The 17728-nt window shown below is 66.1% G+C and carries 16 protein-coding genes; 6 read left to right on the top strand and 10 right to left on the bottom strand.

Translation table 11 applies throughout. From position 1 onward, the window contains the following. Nucleotides 1-114: 114 nt before the first annotated feature. Nucleotides 115-2391: a TonB-dependent receptor domain-containing protein gene (locus AC3XQU_RS18700; RefSeq protein WP_489875656.1), complete on the bottom strand. Its 2277-nt coding sequence runs from the start codon at nucleotides 2389-2391 to the stop codon at nucleotides 115-117. 139 nt (nucleotides 2392-2530) lie between these two features. Between AC3XQU_RS18700 and AC3XQU_RS18695 the strand changes: the two genes are divergently transcribed. Then, nucleotides 2531-3013 carry a glutathione peroxidase gene (locus tag AC3XQU_RS18695; RefSeq protein ID WP_489875664.1) on the top strand — a complete coding sequence of 161 codons (483 nt, stop codon included), beginning with the start codon at nucleotides 2531-2533 and terminating at the stop codon, nucleotides 3011-3013. Between the two features lie 21 nt (nucleotides 3014-3034). On the opposite strand, the gene AC3XQU_RS18690 is transcribed toward AC3XQU_RS18695, so the two are convergent. From AC3XQU_RS18690 to AC3XQU_RS18665, 6 genes are all read right to left on the bottom strand, one after another. Then, nucleotides 3035-5074: a glycoside hydrolase family 97 protein gene (locus AC3XQU_RS18690; protein WP_489875655.1), complete on the bottom strand. Its 2040-nt coding sequence runs from the start codon at nucleotides 5072-5074 to the stop codon at nucleotides 3035-3037. A gap of 114 nt (nucleotides 5075-5188) precedes the next feature. Further along, on the bottom strand, nucleotides 5189-5503 hold the full coding sequence (locus AC3XQU_RS18685) for a hypothetical protein (protein WP_489875654.1): 315 nt from the start codon (nucleotides 5501-5503) through the stop codon (nucleotides 5189-5191). A gap of 49 nt (nucleotides 5504-5552) precedes the next feature. Further along, the gene (locus AC3XQU_RS18680) at nucleotides 5553-5918 is read right to left on the bottom strand and encodes a hypothetical protein (protein WP_489875653.1); all 366 of its coding nucleotides are present in this window, start codon (nucleotides 5916-5918) and stop codon (nucleotides 5553-5555) included. 142 nt (nucleotides 5919-6060) lie between these two features. Beyond that, entirely contained in the window at nucleotides 6061-7287 is a 1227-nt protein-coding gene (gene glcF, locus AC3XQU_RS18675; RefSeq protein WP_489875652.1) for a glycolate oxidase subunit GlcF, read from the bottom strand. A 2-nt stretch (nucleotides 7288-7289) separates the two neighbouring features. Continuing rightward, entirely contained in the window at nucleotides 7290-8336 is a 1047-nt protein-coding gene (gene glcE / locus AC3XQU_RS18670; RefSeq protein ID WP_489875651.1) for a glycolate oxidase subunit GlcE, read from the bottom strand. Nucleotides 8337-8339: 3 nt separating this feature from the next. Next, complete coding sequence (locus tag AC3XQU_RS18665; RefSeq protein ID WP_489875650.1) at nucleotides 8340-9845, bottom strand: FAD-linked oxidase C-terminal domain-containing protein; 1506 nt, start codon at nucleotides 9843-9845, stop codon at nucleotides 8340-8342. Between the two features lie 81 nt (nucleotides 9846-9926). Here AC3XQU_RS18665 and AC3XQU_RS18660 point away from each other — a divergent pair, with 81 nt between their 5' ends. Together AC3XQU_RS18660 and AC3XQU_RS18655 are read left to right on the top strand one after the other, a co-directional pair. Beyond that, a complete protein-coding gene (locus tag AC3XQU_RS18660; RefSeq protein ID WP_489875649.1) occupies nucleotides 9927-10481 on the top strand; it encodes a cob(I)yrinic acid a,c-diamide adenosyltransferase in 555 nt (184 codons plus the stop codon). A gap of 4 nt (nucleotides 10482-10485) precedes the next feature. Beyond that, on the top strand, nucleotides 10486-11184 hold the full coding sequence (locus AC3XQU_RS18655) for a 2OG-Fe(II) oxygenase (protein ID WP_489875648.1): 699 nt from the start codon (nucleotides 10486-10488) through the stop codon (nucleotides 11182-11184). Nucleotides 11185-11347: 163 nt separating this feature from the next. Here AC3XQU_RS18655 and dxs read toward each other — a convergent pair whose 3' ends face one another. The 3 genes from dxs to AC3XQU_RS18640 are packed head-to-tail and all read right to left on the bottom strand — an operon-like array spanning nucleotide 11348 to nucleotide 14361. Continuing rightward, nucleotides 11348-13219, bottom strand: coding sequence for a 1-deoxy-D-xylulose-5-phosphate synthase (gene dxs, locus AC3XQU_RS18650; protein WP_489875647.1), 1872 nt, complete (start codon nucleotides 13217-13219; stop codon nucleotides 11348-11350). After that, nucleotides 13220-14113 carry a polyprenyl synthetase family protein gene (locus AC3XQU_RS18645; RefSeq protein WP_489875646.1) on the bottom strand — a complete coding sequence of 298 codons (894 nt, stop codon included), beginning with the start codon at nucleotides 14111-14113 and terminating at the stop codon, nucleotides 13220-13222. Next, a complete protein-coding gene (locus AC3XQU_RS18640; protein ID WP_489875645.1) occupies nucleotides 14110-14361 on the bottom strand; it encodes an exodeoxyribonuclease VII small subunit in 252 nt (83 codons plus the stop codon). The genes AC3XQU_RS18645 and AC3XQU_RS18640 overlap by 4 nt, the downstream gene beginning before the upstream one ends. A 457-nt stretch (nucleotides 14362-14818) precedes the next feature. On the opposite strand from AC3XQU_RS18640, the gene AC3XQU_RS18635 reads away from it, so the two are divergent. Genes AC3XQU_RS18635 through AC3XQU_RS18625 form a run of 3 tightly spaced genes read left to right on the top strand, consistent with a single transcriptional unit; the run spans nucleotide 14819 to nucleotide 17706 of the window. After that, on the top strand, nucleotides 14819-15919 hold the full coding sequence (locus AC3XQU_RS18635) for an aromatic ring-hydroxylating oxygenase subunit alpha (RefSeq protein WP_489875644.1): 1101 nt from the start codon (nucleotides 14819-14821) through the stop codon (nucleotides 15917-15919). A gap of 3 nt (nucleotides 15920-15922) precedes the next feature. Beyond that, a complete protein-coding gene (locus AC3XQU_RS18630; protein ID WP_489875643.1) occupies nucleotides 15923-16843 on the top strand; it encodes a DMT family transporter in 921 nt (306 codons plus the stop codon). Nucleotides 16844-16851: 8 nt separating this feature from the next. After that, nucleotides 16852-17706 (top strand): sulfurtransferase, encoded by an 855-nt coding sequence (locus tag AC3XQU_RS18625; protein WP_489875642.1) that lies wholly within the window; start codon nucleotides 16852-16854, stop codon nucleotides 17704-17706. Nucleotides 17707-17728: the final 22 nt, after the last annotated feature.

Genomic DNA, 17728 nt, shown 5'->3' with positions numbered 1-17728 from the left:
TGGCGAGCGCATTACTTCTCCCGATATGCTGCTGCGGGCGGCGCTGGGCATCTTCCACACCTAACGGGTACAGCGCCTTGTCGATTGACGGACCGGCGCTGCGCCCGCCGGCGATCAACCGCCGTGACCGCCGCCTGGGCCGCCCGGGCCGCCCGGGCCGCCGAACATCATCGGCCGGCGCTGCCCGCCCGGTCCGCCAACGCTGCCGAAGCGATACGACAGGCCCACATAGGCCGTGCGCCCGCCGGTGCGGCGGATGCTGTATTCGCGCAGGCGGTCGGTTTCGGTGATGGTCTCGGCCTTTTGCGAATCGAACAGGTCGTTGACGTTGACTACCAGCGTCAAGGCCGGCGTCAGGGTGCGGCGGTAGTTGAAGTCGGCGGTGCGCACCGGCTGGCGGTAGCCTTCGCCGAACAGGGTCTTGCCCTGGGCATTGAGGGCCAGCTGGACGCTGTTGGCGGCATTGACCTGATAGTTGATGCGCGCACGTCCGCTGATCGAGGTCGCGCTGCGCTTGTCGTCCAGCGCGCTGCCCAGCACGGTCTGCTCCGAATAGCCGATATTCCCGTTCACCATCAGCATCAGCTTCGGGGTCGCGCGGCCGCTGAAGCTGAACTCCAGCCCGCTGGAGGTGCTGCTGCCGGCGTTCTCGCGGGTGGTCAGCAGCACGTCGTTGGCCAGCAGGAAGCGGCGCTCCGAGATCAGGTCGGTGTCATGGCGCGTGTACAGGCGCACATTGGTGTCGACCTTGCCCAGCTTGGTCTCGATGCCCAGCTCCAGCGAATCGGAATCGGTGGGTTTCAGGTTCGGGTTGCCCGACGAGACGTTCAGTTCGTCGCGGTAGACCACGAAGGGATTCAGGTCGCCCGCGCCGGGACGGCGGATACGGTGCGCATAGCTCAGGCGCAGCGTGGTGTCGTCGGACAGGCCGTAGGTGACGAAGGCGCTCGGGATGGCATCGAAATAATGGTTCTTGGCGCGCTGGCCGGTGGTGACCTGGTTCAGGTCGAGGTCCGCGTATTCGGCGCGCAGGCCGCCCAGCACGCCCCACTTGCTGTCGATGCGCCACTGGTAGGTGCCGTACAGCGCCACCGTGGTGTCGGTCAGTTCGAAGCGGTTGGTGCGTGCGGTGTTGAGGCGTTCGGGGCCGCCGGCGGCGTCGCTGTCGAAATAGGCGTTGTCGAACACATTGCTGTTGCGCGCCACCTTGTAGCCCAGCTTCATCACGCCGTGCGCGCCGGGCAGCTCGTAGTCGCCGGTGAAGTCGGCCACCCGGGTCCGGGTTGCATAGTCCTGCCGGCTGTTGGGCGCGCCGGCCAGCGGCGGGCGCACCGCGTACACGCTGGCGTAGCGCGCGTCGCTGTCGGCATCGGACCCGGACAGGCGCAGGTCGAGCTTGAAGAGTTCACCCGGGCGTTCGCCCTTGTGGTCCAGCCGCCCGCCCAGGCTGTAGTTGCGGTTGTCCGCGTCGCGCAGGCTGGTGCGCAGGTACTGGCTGTCGACCATGCCGGCCGCGTTCTCGCTGCGGTACTGCTCGCCCGAGCTTGACGCGTTCTCGTTCTGCGAATAGCTGGCGGTCACGCCGAGCACGTCCTTGTCGCCGAGGTTGTAGGTCATGCCGCCCTGGAAGCCGGTGGCATCGGTCTTGTTCTCGCCGCTGGAGACCTGGGTGCTGCGCGCCACGGCCCCGGTTGCGGGGTCGATGCGTTCGCGCCGGGTCTCGCCGCTGGCGTCGCGCCCGTCGTGGCGGCGGAACACGCCGCCCTGCATGCTGATGCGGCCTGCGTTGTAGCTGCCGAAGGCCGACGTGTTGTAGCGGCCGGACTGGCCGAGATTGGCGTTGACCACGCCGAAGCCGCCGGGCGTGCGGTCGCGCCGCATGACCAGGTTGATGACCGGACCGCCGCCGCCTTCGTTGCCGAACTGCGCGCCGGGGTTGTTGATCACTTCCACCGATTCGAGGTCGCCCGCCGGCAGCGCATTGAGCGCGGCCGCGCGGTTATCGCCCTGCATCATGGCGGACGGTTTGCCATCCACCAGGATCTGCACGTTGCTGCGCCCGCGCAGAGTCACGTTGCCCTCCCCGTCCACGGCCACCGAGGGCACCTTGTTCAGCGTGTCCGCCACCGTGTCGTTGGAGGTGGCCGGATCGGCCTTGACGTCATACGACTGGCGGTCGATGCGGTTGGTGGCCTTGGTGGCGGTGACGGTGACGGTGGACTCCACCGGCACCGGTTTGGCAGGGACCTGCTGCGCCTGGTCCTGCACCGGTGCGGCGGGCGCCTGCTGGGCGCTGGCCGCCAGCGGCGCGAGCAGCGTGCCGGCAACCAGGTGGGCAATCAGGGACATGCGGGGATGACGGGGCGCTGCGGTGGGGCGTGTGATGGACATGGTTCCTGCTCGACAGTTGGGGCGAGCGCGATTGTCGCACGGAGGCAGGTTAACAGATGTAACAAACAATAACAGCCGGACAGCAGCTTTTACCGCCTTGTCTTACACTTTGCGTTTTTCCCACATCGAGAACGCCACCATGAACGTCTTCGACTTCACCGCCAACGGCCTCGATGGCCAGCCCGTCAGCCTGGAGCGCTTCCGCGGCAAGGTGCTCCTGATCGTCAACACCGCCAGCGCCTGCGGCTTCACGCCGCAATACCAGGGACTGGAAGAACTGCACCGCCAGTACGGCGGGCGCGGCCTGGCCGTGCTGGGTTTTCCCTGCAACCAGTTCGGCAAGCAGGAAGCCGGCAGCGAAGCCGAGATCGGCGCCTTCTGCGAAAAGAACTACGGCGTGAGCTTCCCCCTGTTCGCCAAGGTCGAAGTCAATGGCGAAGACGCGCACCCGCTGTTCAAGCACCTCAAGGGCGAGAAGCCGGGCGTGCTGGGTACGGAAGCCATCAAGTGGAACTTCACCAAGTTCCTGGTGGGCCGCGATGGCGAGGTGGCCAAGCGCTACGCGCCGCAGACGGCGCCGGCGGAGATCGCCGGCGACATCGAGCGGCTGCTGGCGCTCTAGCCTGGCAGCCGCCGCTCGCCCTTACGGCAGCGGCACCAGGCGGATCGCTTGCCCGCCGCCGGGCGCCAGGCGCAGCTGCAGCACGTCCTTCGACGTGACCGTCTTGGTCTCGACTACCAGGTCGAAGCGGCGCGCGGTGCGGTAGTCGGCGCGGTCGCCATCGCGGTAGATCTCGGCGGTGTAGCGCTTGCCCTGATCCAGGAAGCCCAGGGAGAGCGGCAGCGTGCGCTTCTCGCCGTCGGTGACGCTGCCCACGTACCAGTTGGGGCTCGCGCGGTCCTTGCGGGCGATGGTCGCGAACTTGCCGATCGCGCCGTGCAGCACGCGGGTGTCGGCCCAGTCGGTCGGCACGTCGCGGATGAACTTGAAGGCGGCCGGGTATTTCTCGTAGTTCTCCGGCAGGTCGGCCGCCATCTGGATCGGCGAGTAGATCACCACGAAGTTGGCCAGCTGCTTGGCCTGCGTGGAATTGAATACCTTGCCGTCCGCGCCCACCAGGCTCAGGACGCCCGGCGTGTAATCCATCGGGCCGCTGAGCATGCGCGTGAACACCAGCTTGGCCTCGTGGTCGACGCTGTTGGGCGGGTTGCCCCAGGCGTTGTACTCGACGCCGCGCGCGCCTTCGCGCGTGAGCCAGTTCGGATAGGTGCGGCGCAGGCCGGTGTCCTTGACCGGCTCGTGGGTGTCGATCGAGAGCTTGTATTTTGCCGCATCAAGCACGGCTTTCAGGAAGTGGCGCACGCCTTCCTGCGAATCGTAGTGGCCATAGCGCGGCTTGCCGTCGCGGCCCGTGAACAGGGCGCTGCCCGCCTCGTGCACATAGCCGGACTTGATGCTGTCCACGCCCAGCTTCGCGTAGAGCTTGTACGCTGCGTCCATCTGCTGTTCGTAGGCGACGATGTTGGCGCCCGTCTCATGGTGGCCGATCAGGCGCACGCCTTTCGAGCGGGCGTAGTCGGCCAGGCTAGGCAGGTCGAAGTCGGGATACGGCTCGGTGAAGCTGAAGTCGGCGCCGCCATGGCCCCAGTCGCTTTCCCACCCCTTGTTCCAGCCTTCGACCAGCACGCCCCGAAAGCCGTTGTTCGCGGCGAAGTCGATGTATTTTTTCGTGTTGGCGGTGGTGGCGGCATGCTTCGGGCCGGCGTTCCATGTGCCGCTGTTCAGGTGCATCTGCCACCAGACGCCGACGAATTTCGAGGGCTTGACCCAGGACACGTCGCCCAGCTTGTTCGGCTCGTTCAGGTTCAGCACCAGGTCGGACATGTACAGCCCGGCCGCGTCGCCGGCGATCTGCAGCGTCCGCCATGGGGTGGTGAAGGCGCCCTGGCGCACCACCGCGGGGCCGCCTGGCGAGGGCGCCAGCATCGCGCGCAGCTTCTGGCCATCGACCTTGCGCAGCCACATGCTGGCGTAATCGACCAGCGCCGCCTCGTGGAAGGCGATGTGGGTGCCGTCCTCCAGGCGTACGGTCAGCGGGGTATTGGCGATACCGATTTCGCGCAAGGGGGCTTCGCGGATCTCTTCTTCGAGGCCCGGCAATTCGCCTGCGGGAATCCACCAGGCGGTGGCCGGCTGGGTCACCACGAACTCGGTGAGCTCATCGAGGATCTCGACGGTGTCCAGTTGCGGCTGGGCCGGGAATTCGTAGCGGAAGCCCACGCCGTCGTCGTAAATGCGGAAGACCACGCTGAGCTGGCGGCCTGCGTATTTTTTCTGCTCGAGGTCCACGCGCAGCTCGCGGTAGCGGTTGCGCACGAACTGGCGCTCGCCCCAGGGCTGCTCCCAGGTGCTGTCATGGTCGCGGCTGGTTTGGCGCAGCAGGCTGAAGCCGCCGTCGAGCTTCATCGCATTGGCCAGGTTGAAGCCCAGGCGCGACATGCCGATGATGGACGCGCCCTTGCGCTTGACGCCATAGGCGAGCTTGCCGCCACCGTCGACCTGCACTTCCACGCTCAGCACGTTGCCGGGCGAGGCCGCGCTGGCGATGACTTGCTGGGCCCAAGCGGGCAGGCAGGCGAAACAGGACAGCGTCAGGACGGCAGCGAAGCGGCGGATGTGCATGAGGTTTCCTTGTCAATATCGCGCCGGCGGTAGGAAAACTACCTTTCAGGCGGCTAATCTCAAGGATGATATGACAAAAGCTGTAACTCGACTACCAAGGCATGCGATTACGCCTCAGCGGGTCTGGATCCAGGCCGCTCCGTGGGTGACGCAGCCGCGGTTGACGTTTTCCAGGAAGCGGATCGCCTCCACCTGCGGCACGCCCGGCGGCGCCAGCCTGGCCAGGCTCGTGTCCTGGCTCACCTTGTCGAGGCCATAGGCAATGGTGCGCGCGACGTCGCGCGCACGCCGGCCGTCGCTGTTGTAGAGCGCATCGTAGACGCCGACGGCTTCCCACAGCGGCACCAGGCCTGGCGTGGTGGAGTCTTCGAAGACGACGGCGGGCGGAAAGCCCTCGTCGTCGCGGATGAGCTGAAACACGAAACTCACGGTCTTACCTCAGGAATGCGGACAGGCCGCCAGTATAGGCCAGCGCCGGCTAGCCTGCGAAGGCGACCATGTACAGCAGCGCAAACGCCACCATGGAAATGACCGCGTGCAGCATCACGATCCCCTTGGGCAGAGGCAGGTCTTTCAGGTGGTAGTACAGGTTCAGCACGATGCCGCCGACCGAGCCGCTCAGGAACAGCAGCAGCGACACCAGCGCCATGCTCGGCGCGCCGATGACCAGTACTGCGTATGCCAGCAAGGTCACGCCGGCAGCGGCAAGGAAACCGTGCGCCATGGCCAGCCAGGACGGGGGATTTTTACCGCCGGAAAACCGGATGAAGCCCATGACAATGCCGCCGAGTGCGGTCAGGGCAAACGTGTAGGTCGCTATCTGCAGCATCTTGGTTGGTTCCATCCTGCTCTCCAGTTCTGATGATGTGAGTGTGAGGACCCGGTCAATTTCGGGTCATGCATGCCTGCCCGGCGAGGGGCAAGCAGGCCGTCACTCAACTATAGAGAAACTGAAAAAAGGTCGCACACGCTTGGGGGTGCGCGTGTCAGGCCAGCGCGCGGTCGACCAGTTCGATCCAGTGCGCGACCGGCGTTTGCGTGCCCGACTGCAGGTGGCTCATGCAGCCGATATTGGCAGAGACGATCTCGTCGGCGCCGGTCGCTTCCAGGCTGGCCAGCTTGCGGTCGCGCAGTGCATGCGCGATCTCGGGATGCAGCACCGAATAGGTGCCGGCCGAGCCGCAGCACAGGTGGCTGTCGGCGCACAGGCGCACGTCCACGCCGGCGGCGCGCAGCAGGCCTTCGACCTTGCCGCGGATTTGCTGGCCATGCTGCAGCGTGCAGGGCGGGTGGTATGCGACGCGTTTCGTGATCTTGCCTTGCAGCTTGCGGGCCAGTGCTTCTTCGAACTCGGGCAGGATCTCGGACAGGTCGCGCGTGAGCATCGCGATGCGTCCGGCCTTGGCGGCATAGGCTTCGTCGTGCGCCAGCAGGTGGCCGTATTCCTTGACCGTGACGCCGCAGCCGGAAGCCGTCATGACGATGGCTTCCACCTCTTCGCGCTCGACGTAGGGCCACCATGCATCGATGTTGCGGCGCATGTCCTCCAGGCCGGCTTGCTGGTCGTTGAGGTGGTAGCGCACGGCGCCGCAGCAGCCGGCCTTCGGCGCCGTGATCAGCTGCACGCCGAAGGCGTCGAGCACGCGTGCGGTCGCCGCATTGATGTTCGGCGCCATGGCCGGCTGCACGCAGCCCTCCAGCACCAGCATCTTGCGCGCATGGCTGCGCGTGGGCCAGGCGCCGGCCTTGCGCGCCGGTTGCAGCTTGTCCTGCAGGCCGGTCGAAAGCAGCGGGCGCGCCAGCTGCCCTGCCCTGAAGGCCGGCTTGAACAGGCTTGTTCGCGGCAGAAATTCCTTCAGCGTGGTGCGCTTGATGCGGTCTTTCAAGGGACGCGGCACGCGCTCGTCGACCACGCGGCGGCCGATGTCCACCAGCCGGCCGTATTTCACGCCCGACGGGCAGGTGGTTTCGCAGTTGCGGCAGGTGAGGCAGCGGTCCAGGTGCAGCTGGGTCTTGCGGGTGGGTTCCGCGCCTTCCAGCACCTGCTTGATCAGGTAGATGCGCCCGCGCGGGCCATCGAGCTCGTCGCCCAGCAGCTGGTAGGTCGGGCAGGTGGCGGTGCAGAAGCCGCAGTGCACGCAGGCGCGCAGGATGGCTTCGGCTTCATCCCCGTCGGCGGTGCCCTTGATGAAATCGGCGAGATTGGTTTGCATGGCTAGTACATCCGTCCGGGATTGAAGATGTTCGACGGATCGAAGGAGGCCCTCAAGCGTTCGTGGATGCGGGCCACCGCCGGCTGCAAGGGCTGGAACACGCCGCCGGACTTGTCGCCGCCCCGGAACAGGGTCGCATGGCCGCCCAGCGCCGACACCGTGCTGCGGATGGTGGCGGCATCGAGCCCGGTGCGCAGCCAGCGCTGGGCGCCGCCCCATTCGATCAACTGGCTGCCGCCCAGCACGATGGCGCCCGTGGCCGCGGGCACCGACAGCCGCCACAGCGCGCCTTCGCCCGCAAAGAACGGATGCCGCTGCTCGCGCAGGCCGGCCCAGAAGGCGTTGCAATCGGCGACGCGCTCGCCCCCGAACTGGCGCACGGCCGCGTCGACCGCCGCCTGCGCGCCGGACAGGCGCAGCGACAACACGCCATCAATCCAGCAGCTGGCCGACAGCGGCAGCGGCTGGCCGCCCCATTCATTGAGCTTGCGGATGGCGTCGATCTCGCCGATCCCGAATTGCAGCGTGGTCTCGGCAAAAGGCCTGGGCAGCACTTTCACCGACACCTCCAGCAGCAGGCCGAGCGTGCCCATCGAGCCGGCCAGCATGCGCGAGACGTCGTAGCCGGCCACGTTCTTCATGACCTGGCCGCCGAAGCCGAGCACGTCGCCCTTCCCGTCCAGCAGTTTCGCGCCCAGCACGAAGTCGCGCACGGCGCCGCTGTTGGCGCGGCGCGGACCGGCCAGTCCCGAGGCGATCGCGCCGCCCAGCGTGGCGCCGGCGCCGAAATGCGGCGGCTCGAAGGCCAGCATCTGGTTCTGCCCTGCGAGCACGGCCTCGATCTCGGTGAGCGGCGTGCCGCAGCGCGCCGTGATCACCAGCTCGGTCGGCTCGTAGTCGACGATGCCGCTGTAGCCGCGCGTATCGAGAATGGCGCCTTCGAGGCGCTGGCCGTACCAGTCCTTGGTGCCGCCGCCACGGATGCGCAATGGCTGCCGCTCGCCCGCCGCTGCGCGTACCCGTTCCTGGAATTGTTCGATGTTCTGCATGCTTTAGAAACGCTCGAGGTCGGGGAAAGGAATGGTGCCGCCATGCACGTGCAGCTTGCCGAATTCGGCGCAGCGCTGCAGCGTCGGGATCGCCTTGTCCGGGTTGAGCAGCATGGGTGGATCGAAGGCGCGCTTGACCGCGAAGAAGGCGTCGAGCTCCTTGCGGCCGAACTGCACGCACATCGAGTTGATCTTCTCCATGCCCACGCCATGCTCGCCGGTGATGGTGCCGCCCACTTCCACGCACAGCGCCAGGATGGCCGCGCCAAAGGCCTCGGCACGGTCGAATTCGCCCGGCTGGTTGGCATCGAACAGAATCAGCGGATGCATGTTGCCGTCGCCCGCATGGAAGACGTTGGCGCAGCGCAGGCCGAAGGTGGTCTCCATCTGTTCGATCGCCTGCAGCACGCGCGCCAGTTGCTTGCGCGGGATGGTGCCGTCCATGCAGTAGTAATCCGGCGAGATGCGGCCCGCGGCCGGGAAGGCGTTCTTGCGGCCCGACCAGAAGCGCATCCGCTCGCTTTCCGTTTCGGACACCGCGATCGCGGTCGCGCCGGCGCCTTCGAACACCGCCTTCATGCGTTCGATTTCCTCGGCCACCTCGAGCGCGGTGCCGTCGGCCTCGCACAGCAGGATGGCTGCCGCATCGGTGTCGTAGCCGGCGTGGACGAAAGGCTCGACCATGCGCACCGAGGTGCGGTCCATCATCTCCAGCCCGGCCGGGATGATGCCGGCGGCGATGACGTTGGCCACCGCATTGCCGGCCGTGAGCACGTCGGCGAACGAGGCCATGATGACCTGCGCGACCGCGGGTTTCGGCACCAGCTTGACGGTCGCTTCCAGCACGATGCCGAGCATGCCTTCCGAGCCGATGAAGACGGCCAGCAGGTCCAGGCCAGGCGCGTCCAGCGCTTCGCTGCCAAGCTCGATGATCTCGCCGTCGATGGTGGCCACGCGCACGCGCAGCACGTTGTGCACGGTCAGGCCGTATTTGAGGCAATGCACCCCGCCGGAGTTCTCGGCCACGTTGCCGCCGATGGTGCAGGCGATCTGCGAGGACGGATCGGGCGCGTAGTACAGGCCGTATTGCGCCGAGGCCTCCGAAATCGCCAGGTTGCGCACGCCGGGCTGCACGACCGCCGTGCGCGAATAGGCATCCACGCGCACGATGCGGTTCATGCGCGCGGTGGAGATCACCACCCCGTCGACGATCGGCAATGCGCCGCCGGACAGCCCGGTGCCGGCGCCGCGCGGCACGATCGGCACGTTCAGCTCGCGGCAGACGGCGAGGATGGCCAGCACCTGCTCTTCGCTGTCGGGCAGCGTGACGATCATCGGGAGCTGCCGGTAAGCGGCCAGGCCGTCGCATTCATAGGGGCGGGTGTCTTCCGGGTCGGACAGGACGCAGCGCTCGGGCAGCCGCGCGCGCAGCGCGGCGGCGACCTGGCGCCGGCGTGCGGCGAGGTCGGATGCGGGGGCGATGGCGGCGGTGGAGGCGCTCGAAGACATGCTCTGATTGTAAGCACAATTGCCGTGTTTTGTCGTATGCTCGCCCTATCGTTTTTCTAATATATTGCATAAGGCTACATCATGGGCAACCGACTCTCGAAGATCGCCACGCGCACCGGCGACGACGGCACCACCGGCCTCGGCGACGGCAGCCGTACCGGCAAGGACAGCGCGCGCATCCATTCCCTGGGCGAAGTCGACGAGCTCAACTCCTTCGTCGGCCTGCTGCTGTGCGAGGCGATGCCAGACGATTTGCGCGACGAGCTGGTCTCGATCCAGCACGACCTGTTCGACCTCGGCGGCGAGCTGTGCATCCCCGGTTTCGAGCTGATCAAGGACGAACACGTGGCGCGCCTGGACGGCCTGCTGGAAAAATACAATGCCGACCTGCCGGTGCTGAAGGAATTCATCCTGCCGGCCGGCTCGCGCGCGGCATCAACGGCCCACGTCTGCCGCACCGTCTGCCGCCGCGCCGAGCGCGCCATCGTGGCGCTGTCGCATGCGGAAAGCATCCGCCCTCACCCGCGCCAGTACGTCAACCGCCTGTCGGACCTGATGTTCGTGCTGGCGCGCGTGCTCAACCGTTTTGCCGGCGGCAGCGACGTGCTGTGGCAGCACGAACGCAAGCGGGGTTAAGGGTATGGAAGACTTCATCGGCGTCTACGACAACGCGCTGAGCCCAGAGCAGTGCGATGCGATCCGCAAGCGCTTCGACGCCAGCGGCAAGGTGGCGCGCGGCCGCACGGGCAACGGCGTCGACGTGAGCAAGAAGGACAGCTACGACCTGACCATCAACGGCCACCAGGAATGGGACGATATCGGCGCCCTGCTGACGCAGACCATGGCGCGCCACCTGGCGCAGTACATGACCACCTACCCCATGCTGCTGATCGGCGCACTGTCGCCGCAGGTGGTGCATCCGCGCACCGGCGAGCCGGTAACGCTGTCACTTAACAACTTCGACGAATGCGGCGTGCCGAATGTCGTGGAGCTGATGCAGTCGATCTACCGGGTCGGCGGCATCAACCTGCAGAAGTACCTGCAGGATTCGGGCGGCTATCACCACTGGCATTCCGAAATCTACCCCCAGAACGCCAGCTGCGAGACCCTGCACCGGGTGCTGCTGTGGCAGTTCTATTTGAACGATGTGGAGGACGGCGGCGAGACGGAATTCCTGTACCAGGGGCGCAAGGTCGAGGCGCGCAAGGGAAGGCTCATCATTGCGCCGGCGGGGTTCACGCATACCCACAAGGGGCATGTGTCGAAGAGCGGGGACAAGTACATCGCGACCTCGTGGATTCTGTTCCAGAGGGCGGAGGCCTTGTTTGGTCAGTCGTAACTCGTAGGGTGGGCAGGTCTCCTGCCCACGCGGTGATAGTTTGCAGCTAGATCATCAAGCAGGACAACGGAGTCACTGGCTATCACCGCGTGGGCAAGGTAATTCAGGCCAATGGCCTGAATTACGAATTGCCCACCCTACGAGTCAGTGGTAGGCGACCGGCTCAGGTGTTATTGACCACCAGCCGCGGCTCGCCGGACGCAAACCGCTGGCGAATCGACGCCGCAATCCCCTTGGCATCGAGCCCGACGGACGCCAGCAGCGCCGCGGGATCGCCCTGGTCGATGAACTTGTCCGGCAAACCGAGCATCAGCATCGGCTTGACCAGGCCCGCAGCAGCCAGCGCCTCGGCCACGGCGCTGCCGGCGCCGCCCATCACGCAGCCCTCTTCCACCGTCACGAAGTAGTCGTGGTCCTTCGCCAGGCGCTTGACCAGTTCCACGTCGAGCGGCTTCACAAAACGCATGTTGGCGACCGTGGCGTCCAGTTCCGCGCCGGCGGCCACGCTCGGCGCCACCATCGACCCGAAGGCCAGGATGGCGATGCTCTTGCCTTCGCGGGCGACGACGCCCTTGCCGATCTCGATCGAGGTCAGCTCGGGCGACAGCGCTGCGCCGATGCCGGCGCCGCGCGGATAGCGGATGGCGGCCGGGCCGGGATGGTGGTAGCCGGTGGTGAGCATCTGGCGGCATTCGTTTTCATCCGAAGCTGCCATGACCACCATGTTCGGGATGCAGCGCAGGTAGGCCAGGTCGTAGTTGCCGGCATGGGTGGCGCCGTCGGCGCCGACCAGGCCCGCGCGGTCGAGCGCGAAGGTCACGTCCAGGTTTTGCAGGGCCACGTCGTGGATCAGCTGGTCGTAGGCGCGCTGCAGGAAGGTCGAGTAGATCGCCACCACCGGCTTCATGCCCTCGGTCGCGATGCCGGCCCCAAACGTGACCGAGTGCTGCTCGGCGATGCCGACGTCGAAATAGCGCTCCGGGTACTGCTGGTGGAAGCGGACCATGCCCGAGCCTTCGCGCATGGCCGGCGTGATGCCGACCAGGCGCTTGTCCACGGCCGCCATGTCGCACAGCCAGTTGCCGAACACTTCGGTGTAGGTGATCTTGGACGGCGCCGTGGCAGGCTTGATGCCTTCGGTCGGGTTGAACTTGCCGGTGCCGTGGTACAGGATCGGTTCGGCCTCGGCCAGCTTGTAGCCCTGGCCCTTCTTGGTCACCACGTGCAGGAATTGCGGGCCCTTGAGCTTCTTGATGTTCTCCAGCGTCGGGATCAGGGAGTCCAGGTCGTGGCCGTCGATCGGGCCGATGTAGTTGAAGCCGAACTCTTCGAACATCGTGGCCGGGACCACCATGCCCTTGGCGTGTTCTTCGATCTTGCGCGCCAGGTCGAGCACGGGGCCCGGCAGCACGCTCTTGCCCACGTTCTTGGCGGCGGCGTAGAACTGGCCGCTCATCAAGCGCGCCAGGTAGCGGTTGAGCGCACCGACCGGCGGCGAGATCGACATGTCGTTGTCGTTCAGGACCACCAGGAGGTTGACGTCTTCGTCGATGCCGCCGTTGTTCAGCGCCTCGAAGGCCATGCCGGCGGTCATCGAGCCGTCGCCGATCACGGCGATCGCGTGGCGGTCCTCGCCCTTGATCTTGGCGGCCGTGGCCATGCCGAGGGCTGCCGAGATCGAGGTCGACGAGTGCGCGGTGCCGAAGGTGTCGTAGATGCTTTCGTCGCGCTTCGGGAAGCCCGACAGGCCGCCCAGCTGGCGCAGGCTCGGCATGCGTTCGCGGCGGCCGGTGAGGATCTTGTGCGAATAGGTCTGGTGGCCCACGTCCCACACGATGCGGTCGTGCGGGGTATTGAACACGTAGTGCAGCGCGATCGTCAGCTCCACCGTGCCGAGGTTCGATGACAGGTGGCCGCCGGTTTTCGACACCGAGTCGAGCAGGAACTGGCGCAGCTCGGTGGCGAGCGGGGTCAGTTGGGTCCGGCCAAGCTGGCGCAGGTCCGCGGGGTCGTTGATGGTCTCTAGCAGTTTCATTTAGGCCTTCCGCTGCACGATCAGGTCCGCGAGTTCGCGCAGCCGCAGTGCTTGTTCTCCGAATGGCGCCAGCGCTTCGTGCGCTTCACGCCGCAATTGCTCGGCCAGTTCCTTCGATGGTTCCAGCCCAAGGATCGACACATAGGTCGGCTTGTTGTCCGCCGCGTCCTTGCCCGCGGTCTTGCCCAGCGTGGCCGAATCGGCCGTTGCGTCGAGCACGTCGTCCACCACCTGGAAGGCCAGGCCGATCGCCTTCGAATAGGCGGCCAGCGCTTCCATCTCGTTGGTCGACAAGTCGCGGCCGGCAAGCGCGCCGAGGATCACCGCCACGCGCAGCATGGCGCCGGTTTTCAGCTGGTGCATGCGTTCGAGCTCGTCGCGGGTCAGCGACAGGCCCACGCTGTCCAGGTCGATCGCCTGGCCGCCGCACATGCCGCCCGAGCCGGCCGCTTCGGCCAGCAGGCGCAGCATCGCTACCTGGCGCGCGGGCGGCAGCGTGTCGATGTCGGCCAGCACCTGGAAGGCCTGGGCCTGCAGGGCGTCGCCCACCAGCAGCGCGGTCGCTTCGTCATAAGCCACGTGCACGGTCGGTTTGCCGCGGCGCAGGTCGTCGTCGTCCATGCAGGGCATGTCGTCGTGGACCAGCGAATACACGTGGATCATCTCGACGGCAGCGGCCACCCGCGCCAGCGCCCCCGCATCGCCGCCGAACAGCGCGCCGCTGCCGTAGGCCAGCAGCGGGCGTATGCGCTTGCCGCCGCCCAGCGTGGTGTAGCGCATGGCTTCATGCAGCTTGTGCGGCAGCTTGGCGCCTGGGGGCAGGAAGCTGTCCAGCGCCTGCTCCACGTGGGCCTGGACGTCGTGCATCCAGGCGTCGAAGGCCTGTATCGTCATTGGCCGCCCTCGTCGGCGCCGTCGCTGGAGAACGGCTTGAGCATGTCGCCCTCGAGTACTTTTACCTGGGATTCGACCTTTTCGAGCTGGGCCGCGCAGTATTTCACCAGCTCGGAGCCGCGCGCATAGGCGGCCACCGAGGCTTCCAGCGGCAACTGGCCGGATTCCATCTGCGTCACGAGCTGGGCCAGCTCGGCCATCGCGCCTTCGAAGGACTCGGGTGGAGTTGCGTTTGTATTATTTGACATAGCTATCTAGCGTGTGGACGGCGCAAGGGTGCGCCGCGGGGCAATCCAATCGCGTATTTTAGATCAAACCTTCCTCACGGGGGGCGCGCATTGCACCATTCGCAACTTGCCTGCATGACCACATTCTAGCCCACGGTCTCCTCCCGCCATGAAAACGATGTTTTTTGTACATTTTCTGTACGCACACACGCCACATCCCCGCGATGGCCCGAGACTGTAGAGCTCGTTCCACGGTATAATCGACGGTTCTGTCCGAAATACCGTATTCCTTCTTATAAAGGGGCACTCATAAAACGTCGCGAGCGGCGGCAATGTTGTTCGAGAAGCGCAGCTGTACGAAAGTACAGTGAGCATCGCAGGACGACAGTGCAACGCGCAGCAGTTTTTGGAGTGTCCGCGATACTGGTCTTTGGATTCTTTCTCTTCTTTGGCGGTTTTGATTACAAGGGGGGTTGGGATGTCCGATCTGGCTACCCAGGCCAAGCTGGCCGCTTCGTGCGCGCAGCTTCCGGTAAATGTCTACTTCGACGACGCGCTGCTTCAGCGCGAGCAGCAAGCGCTGTTTCACAACGGCCCGCGGTATGTCGGGCACGAACTCATGGTGCCGGAGCTGGGCGATTTCGCGACCCTCCCCGCCGAAAACGAAGGCCGCATGCTGGTCCGCAACGCTAGCGGCATCGAGGTGCTCTCCAACGTCTGCCGTCACCGCCAGGCGCTGATGTTCAATGGCCGCGGCAACGCGAACACCATCGTCTGCCCGCTGCACCGCTGGACCTACGACCTGAAGGGCCAGCTGATCGGCGCGCCGCATTTCGCCGAAACGCCCTGCCTGAATTTGTCGAAGACGCCGCTGCAGAACTGGAACGGCCTGCTGTTCGAGCAGAACGGCTACGACGTGATGGACAAGCTCAAGCACATGGAAGCCACCCGCGACCTCGACTTCTCGGGCTACATGTTCGACCACGTCGAGATCCACGAGTGCGACTACAACTGGAAGACCTTCATCGAGGTCTACCTGGAGGATTACCACGTCGAGCCCTTCCACCCGGGCCTGGGTAATTTCGTCTCCTGCGACGACCTGAAATGGGAATTCGGCCGCGACTACAGCGTCCAGACCGTGGGCGTGAACCGCGCGCTGCAGAAGGCCGGCTCGCCCGCCTACAAGAAGTGGCAGGAACAGATCCTGAAGTTCAACAACGGCCAACCGCCGAAGTTCGGCGCCATCTGGCTGACCTTGTATCCGAACATCATGGTCGAGTGGTACCCGAACGTGCTGGTGGTGTCGACCCTGTGGCCGATCGGTCCGCAAAAGACCCGCAACGTGGTCGAGTTCTACTACCCCGAAGAGATCGTGCTGTTCGAGCGCGAATTCGTCGAAGCCGAGCGCGCCGCCTACATGGAAACCGCGGTCGAGGACGACGAGATCGCGCTGCGCATGGACGCCGGCCGCAAGATCCTGGTCGCGCGCGGCGTCAACGAAGTCGGCCCTTACCAATCGCCCATGGAAGACGGGATGCAGCATTTCCACGAGTGGTACCGCAGCAAACTGGCGCTCTAGTTAATGCCTTCACTCTGGATGCTGTTTGCCAGCTTCGCGTTCGCCGCCATGGGCGCGGGCGTGAAGCTGGCCTCCGGGTTCTACTCCACCTCCGAACTGCTGATGTACCGCGGCCTCATCGGCACCGTGGTGCTGGTGCTGGCCGTGCATCACCAGGGCGGCACGTTCAAGACCGCTTTCCCGCGCGCCCACCTGTGGCGCAGCTTCGTCGGCGTGGTGTCGCTCTGGCTGTGGTTCTTCGCCATCACGCGCCTGCCGCTGGCCACCGCCGTCACCCTCAACTACATGGCCCCGATCTGGATCGCGGCCTGGATGTTCGCCACCGGCTGGTGGGCCGGCACCAAGATGGCCGAATGGCCGCTGGTGCTGGCCATCGGCATGAGCTTCCTGGGCGTGACCCTGGTGCTGCAGCCGGCGGTCGAGAGCAACCAGTGGCTGGGCGGCCTGGCCGGCCTGTGCTCGTCGGTGATCTCGGCCATGGCCTATATGCAGGTACGCAAGCTCGGCCAGATGGGCGAGCCGGAATACCGCGTGGTGTTCTATTTTTCGCTCACCACCACCCTGGTCGGCCTGGTGGGCACGCTGCTTGGCGACGGCCCTTCGGACGCCGCCTTCCACAGCCACACCCCGTATGGCGGCGCGCTGCTGCTGGGGATCGGCATTTCCGCCCTGCTCGCCCAGATCGCCATGACCCGGGCCTACCGCGTCGGCAAGGTGCTGGTGGTGGCCAACCTGCAGTACACCGGCATCGTGTTTTCCAGCCTGTGGGGCCTGGCCCTGTGGGGCGACCGCTTCAACTGGACCGTCTGGACCGGCATCGCCGTGATCCTTGCGTCCGGCATTGCCGCGACGTTCTACAATACGAAGGGCACGGCCAAGGGCGCCGTGGTCAAGGATACCGATCCGATCGCCAGCGAAACCTGAGGAGCACCATGTACAAGACATTGATCCGCGCCAGCGAACTGGCCGCGCACATCGCCCACCCCGACTGGGTGGTGGTCGACTGCCGCCACGACCTCATGAACCCGGCCGCAGGGCGCGAAGGTTATGCGATCGGCCACTTGCCCGGCGCGGTATTCGCCGGCATCGACACCGACCTGTCGGGCGCCAAGCAGGGGCCGGACGGCGCCTTCCGCGGCCGCCATCCGCTGCCGGAAAAGGATGCGCTCATCGAAACCCTGCGCGACTGGGGCGTGAACGATGGCTCGCAAGTGGTGGCCTACGACGCCCACGGCGGCATGTTCGCGGCGCGCCTGTGGTGGCTGCTGCGCTGGCTGGGCCACGAGGCGGTCGCGGTACTCGATGGCGGCATGGTCGCCTGGCAGTCGCTCGGCCAGCCCTTGAGCGTGGAGGTCCCGGCCAAGCCGCGCGGCGACATCACCGTGCGTGCGCCTTTCGTGCCGACCGTGACCGTGCGCGACGTGATGGACAACCTGGAAAAGGGCGAGCGCACCGTGATCGACGCGCGCGCGAGTGACCGCTTCCGCGGCGAGAACGAAACCATCGACCCGGTCGGCGGCCACATCCCCGGCGCGAAGAACCGCTTCTTCAAGGACAACCTGCTGGCGGACGGCCGCTTCAAGGATGCCGCCAGCCTGCGCGCCGAATTCGCGCCCCTGATCGACGATCCGGCGCGCGCCGTGATGCAATGCGGCTCGGGCGTGACCGCCTGCCACAACCTGCTGGCGCTGGAAGTGGCCGGCCTGCCCGGCGCGGCGCTGTATCCGGGATCCTGGAGCGAATGGGTAGCCGATCCCGCCCGCCCGGTCGCCACCGGCAACGCATGAAGCGGGGCGCCAGATGAAGAAA

This window comes from Telluria sp. AZSoR62, from assembly GCF_058111565.1.
This window is presented reverse-complemented; position numbering and strand designations above follow the sequence as displayed.

What these genes read in the sequence shown, in the direction of transcription:
- dxs (WP_489875647.1), bottom strand. Translation starts at nt 13,219, where the DNA reads ATGAAACTGCTAGAGACCATCAACGACCCCGCGGACCTGCGCCAGCTT.
- AC3XQU_RS18655 (WP_489875648.1), top strand. Translation starts at nt 10,486, where the DNA reads ATGGAAGACTTCATCGGCGTCTACGACAACGCGCTGAGCCCAGAGCAG.
- AC3XQU_RS18700 (WP_489875656.1), bottom strand. Translation starts at nt 2,391, where the DNA reads ATGTCCATCACACGCCCCACCGCAGCGCCCCGTCATCCCCGCATGTCC.
- AC3XQU_RS18625 (WP_489875642.1), top strand. Translation starts at nt 16,852, where the DNA reads ATGTACAAGACATTGATCCGCGCCAGCGAACTGGCCGCGCACATCGCC.
- AC3XQU_RS18680 (WP_489875653.1), bottom strand. Translation starts at nt 5,918, where the DNA reads ATGGAACCAACCAAGATGCTGCAGATAGCGACCTACACGTTTGCCCTG.
- AC3XQU_RS18665 (WP_489875650.1), bottom strand. Translation starts at nt 9,845, where the DNA reads ATGTCTTCGAGCGCCTCCACCGCCGCCATCGCCCCCGCATCCGACCTC.
- AC3XQU_RS18640 (WP_489875645.1), bottom strand. Translation starts at nt 14,361, where the DNA reads ATGTCAAATAATACAAACGCAACTCCACCCGAGTCCTTCGAAGGCGCG.
- AC3XQU_RS18690 (WP_489875655.1), bottom strand. Translation starts at nt 5,074, where the DNA reads ATGCACATCCGCCGCTTCGCTGCCGTCCTGACGCTGTCCTGTTTCGCC.
- AC3XQU_RS18645 (WP_489875646.1), bottom strand. Translation starts at nt 14,113, where the DNA reads ATGACGATACAGGCCTTCGACGCCTGGATGCACGACGTCCAGGCCCAC.
- glcF (WP_489875652.1), bottom strand. Translation starts at nt 7,287, where the DNA reads ATGCAAACCAATCTCGCCGATTTCATCAAGGGCACCGCCGACGGGGAT.
- glcE (WP_489875651.1), bottom strand. Translation starts at nt 8,336, where the DNA reads ATGCAGAACATCGAACAATTCCAGGAACGGGTACGCGCAGCGGCGGGC.
- AC3XQU_RS18660 (WP_489875649.1), top strand. Translation starts at nt 9,927, where the DNA reads ATGGGCAACCGACTCTCGAAGATCGCCACGCGCACCGGCGACGACGGC.
- AC3XQU_RS18695 (WP_489875664.1), top strand. Translation starts at nt 2,531, where the DNA reads ATGAACGTCTTCGACTTCACCGCCAACGGCCTCGATGGCCAGCCCGTC.
- AC3XQU_RS18635 (WP_489875644.1), top strand. Translation starts at nt 14,819, where the DNA reads ATGTCCGATCTGGCTACCCAGGCCAAGCTGGCCGCTTCGTGCGCGCAG.
- AC3XQU_RS18630 (WP_489875643.1), top strand. Translation starts at nt 15,923, where the DNA reads ATGCCTTCACTCTGGATGCTGTTTGCCAGCTTCGCGTTCGCCGCCATG.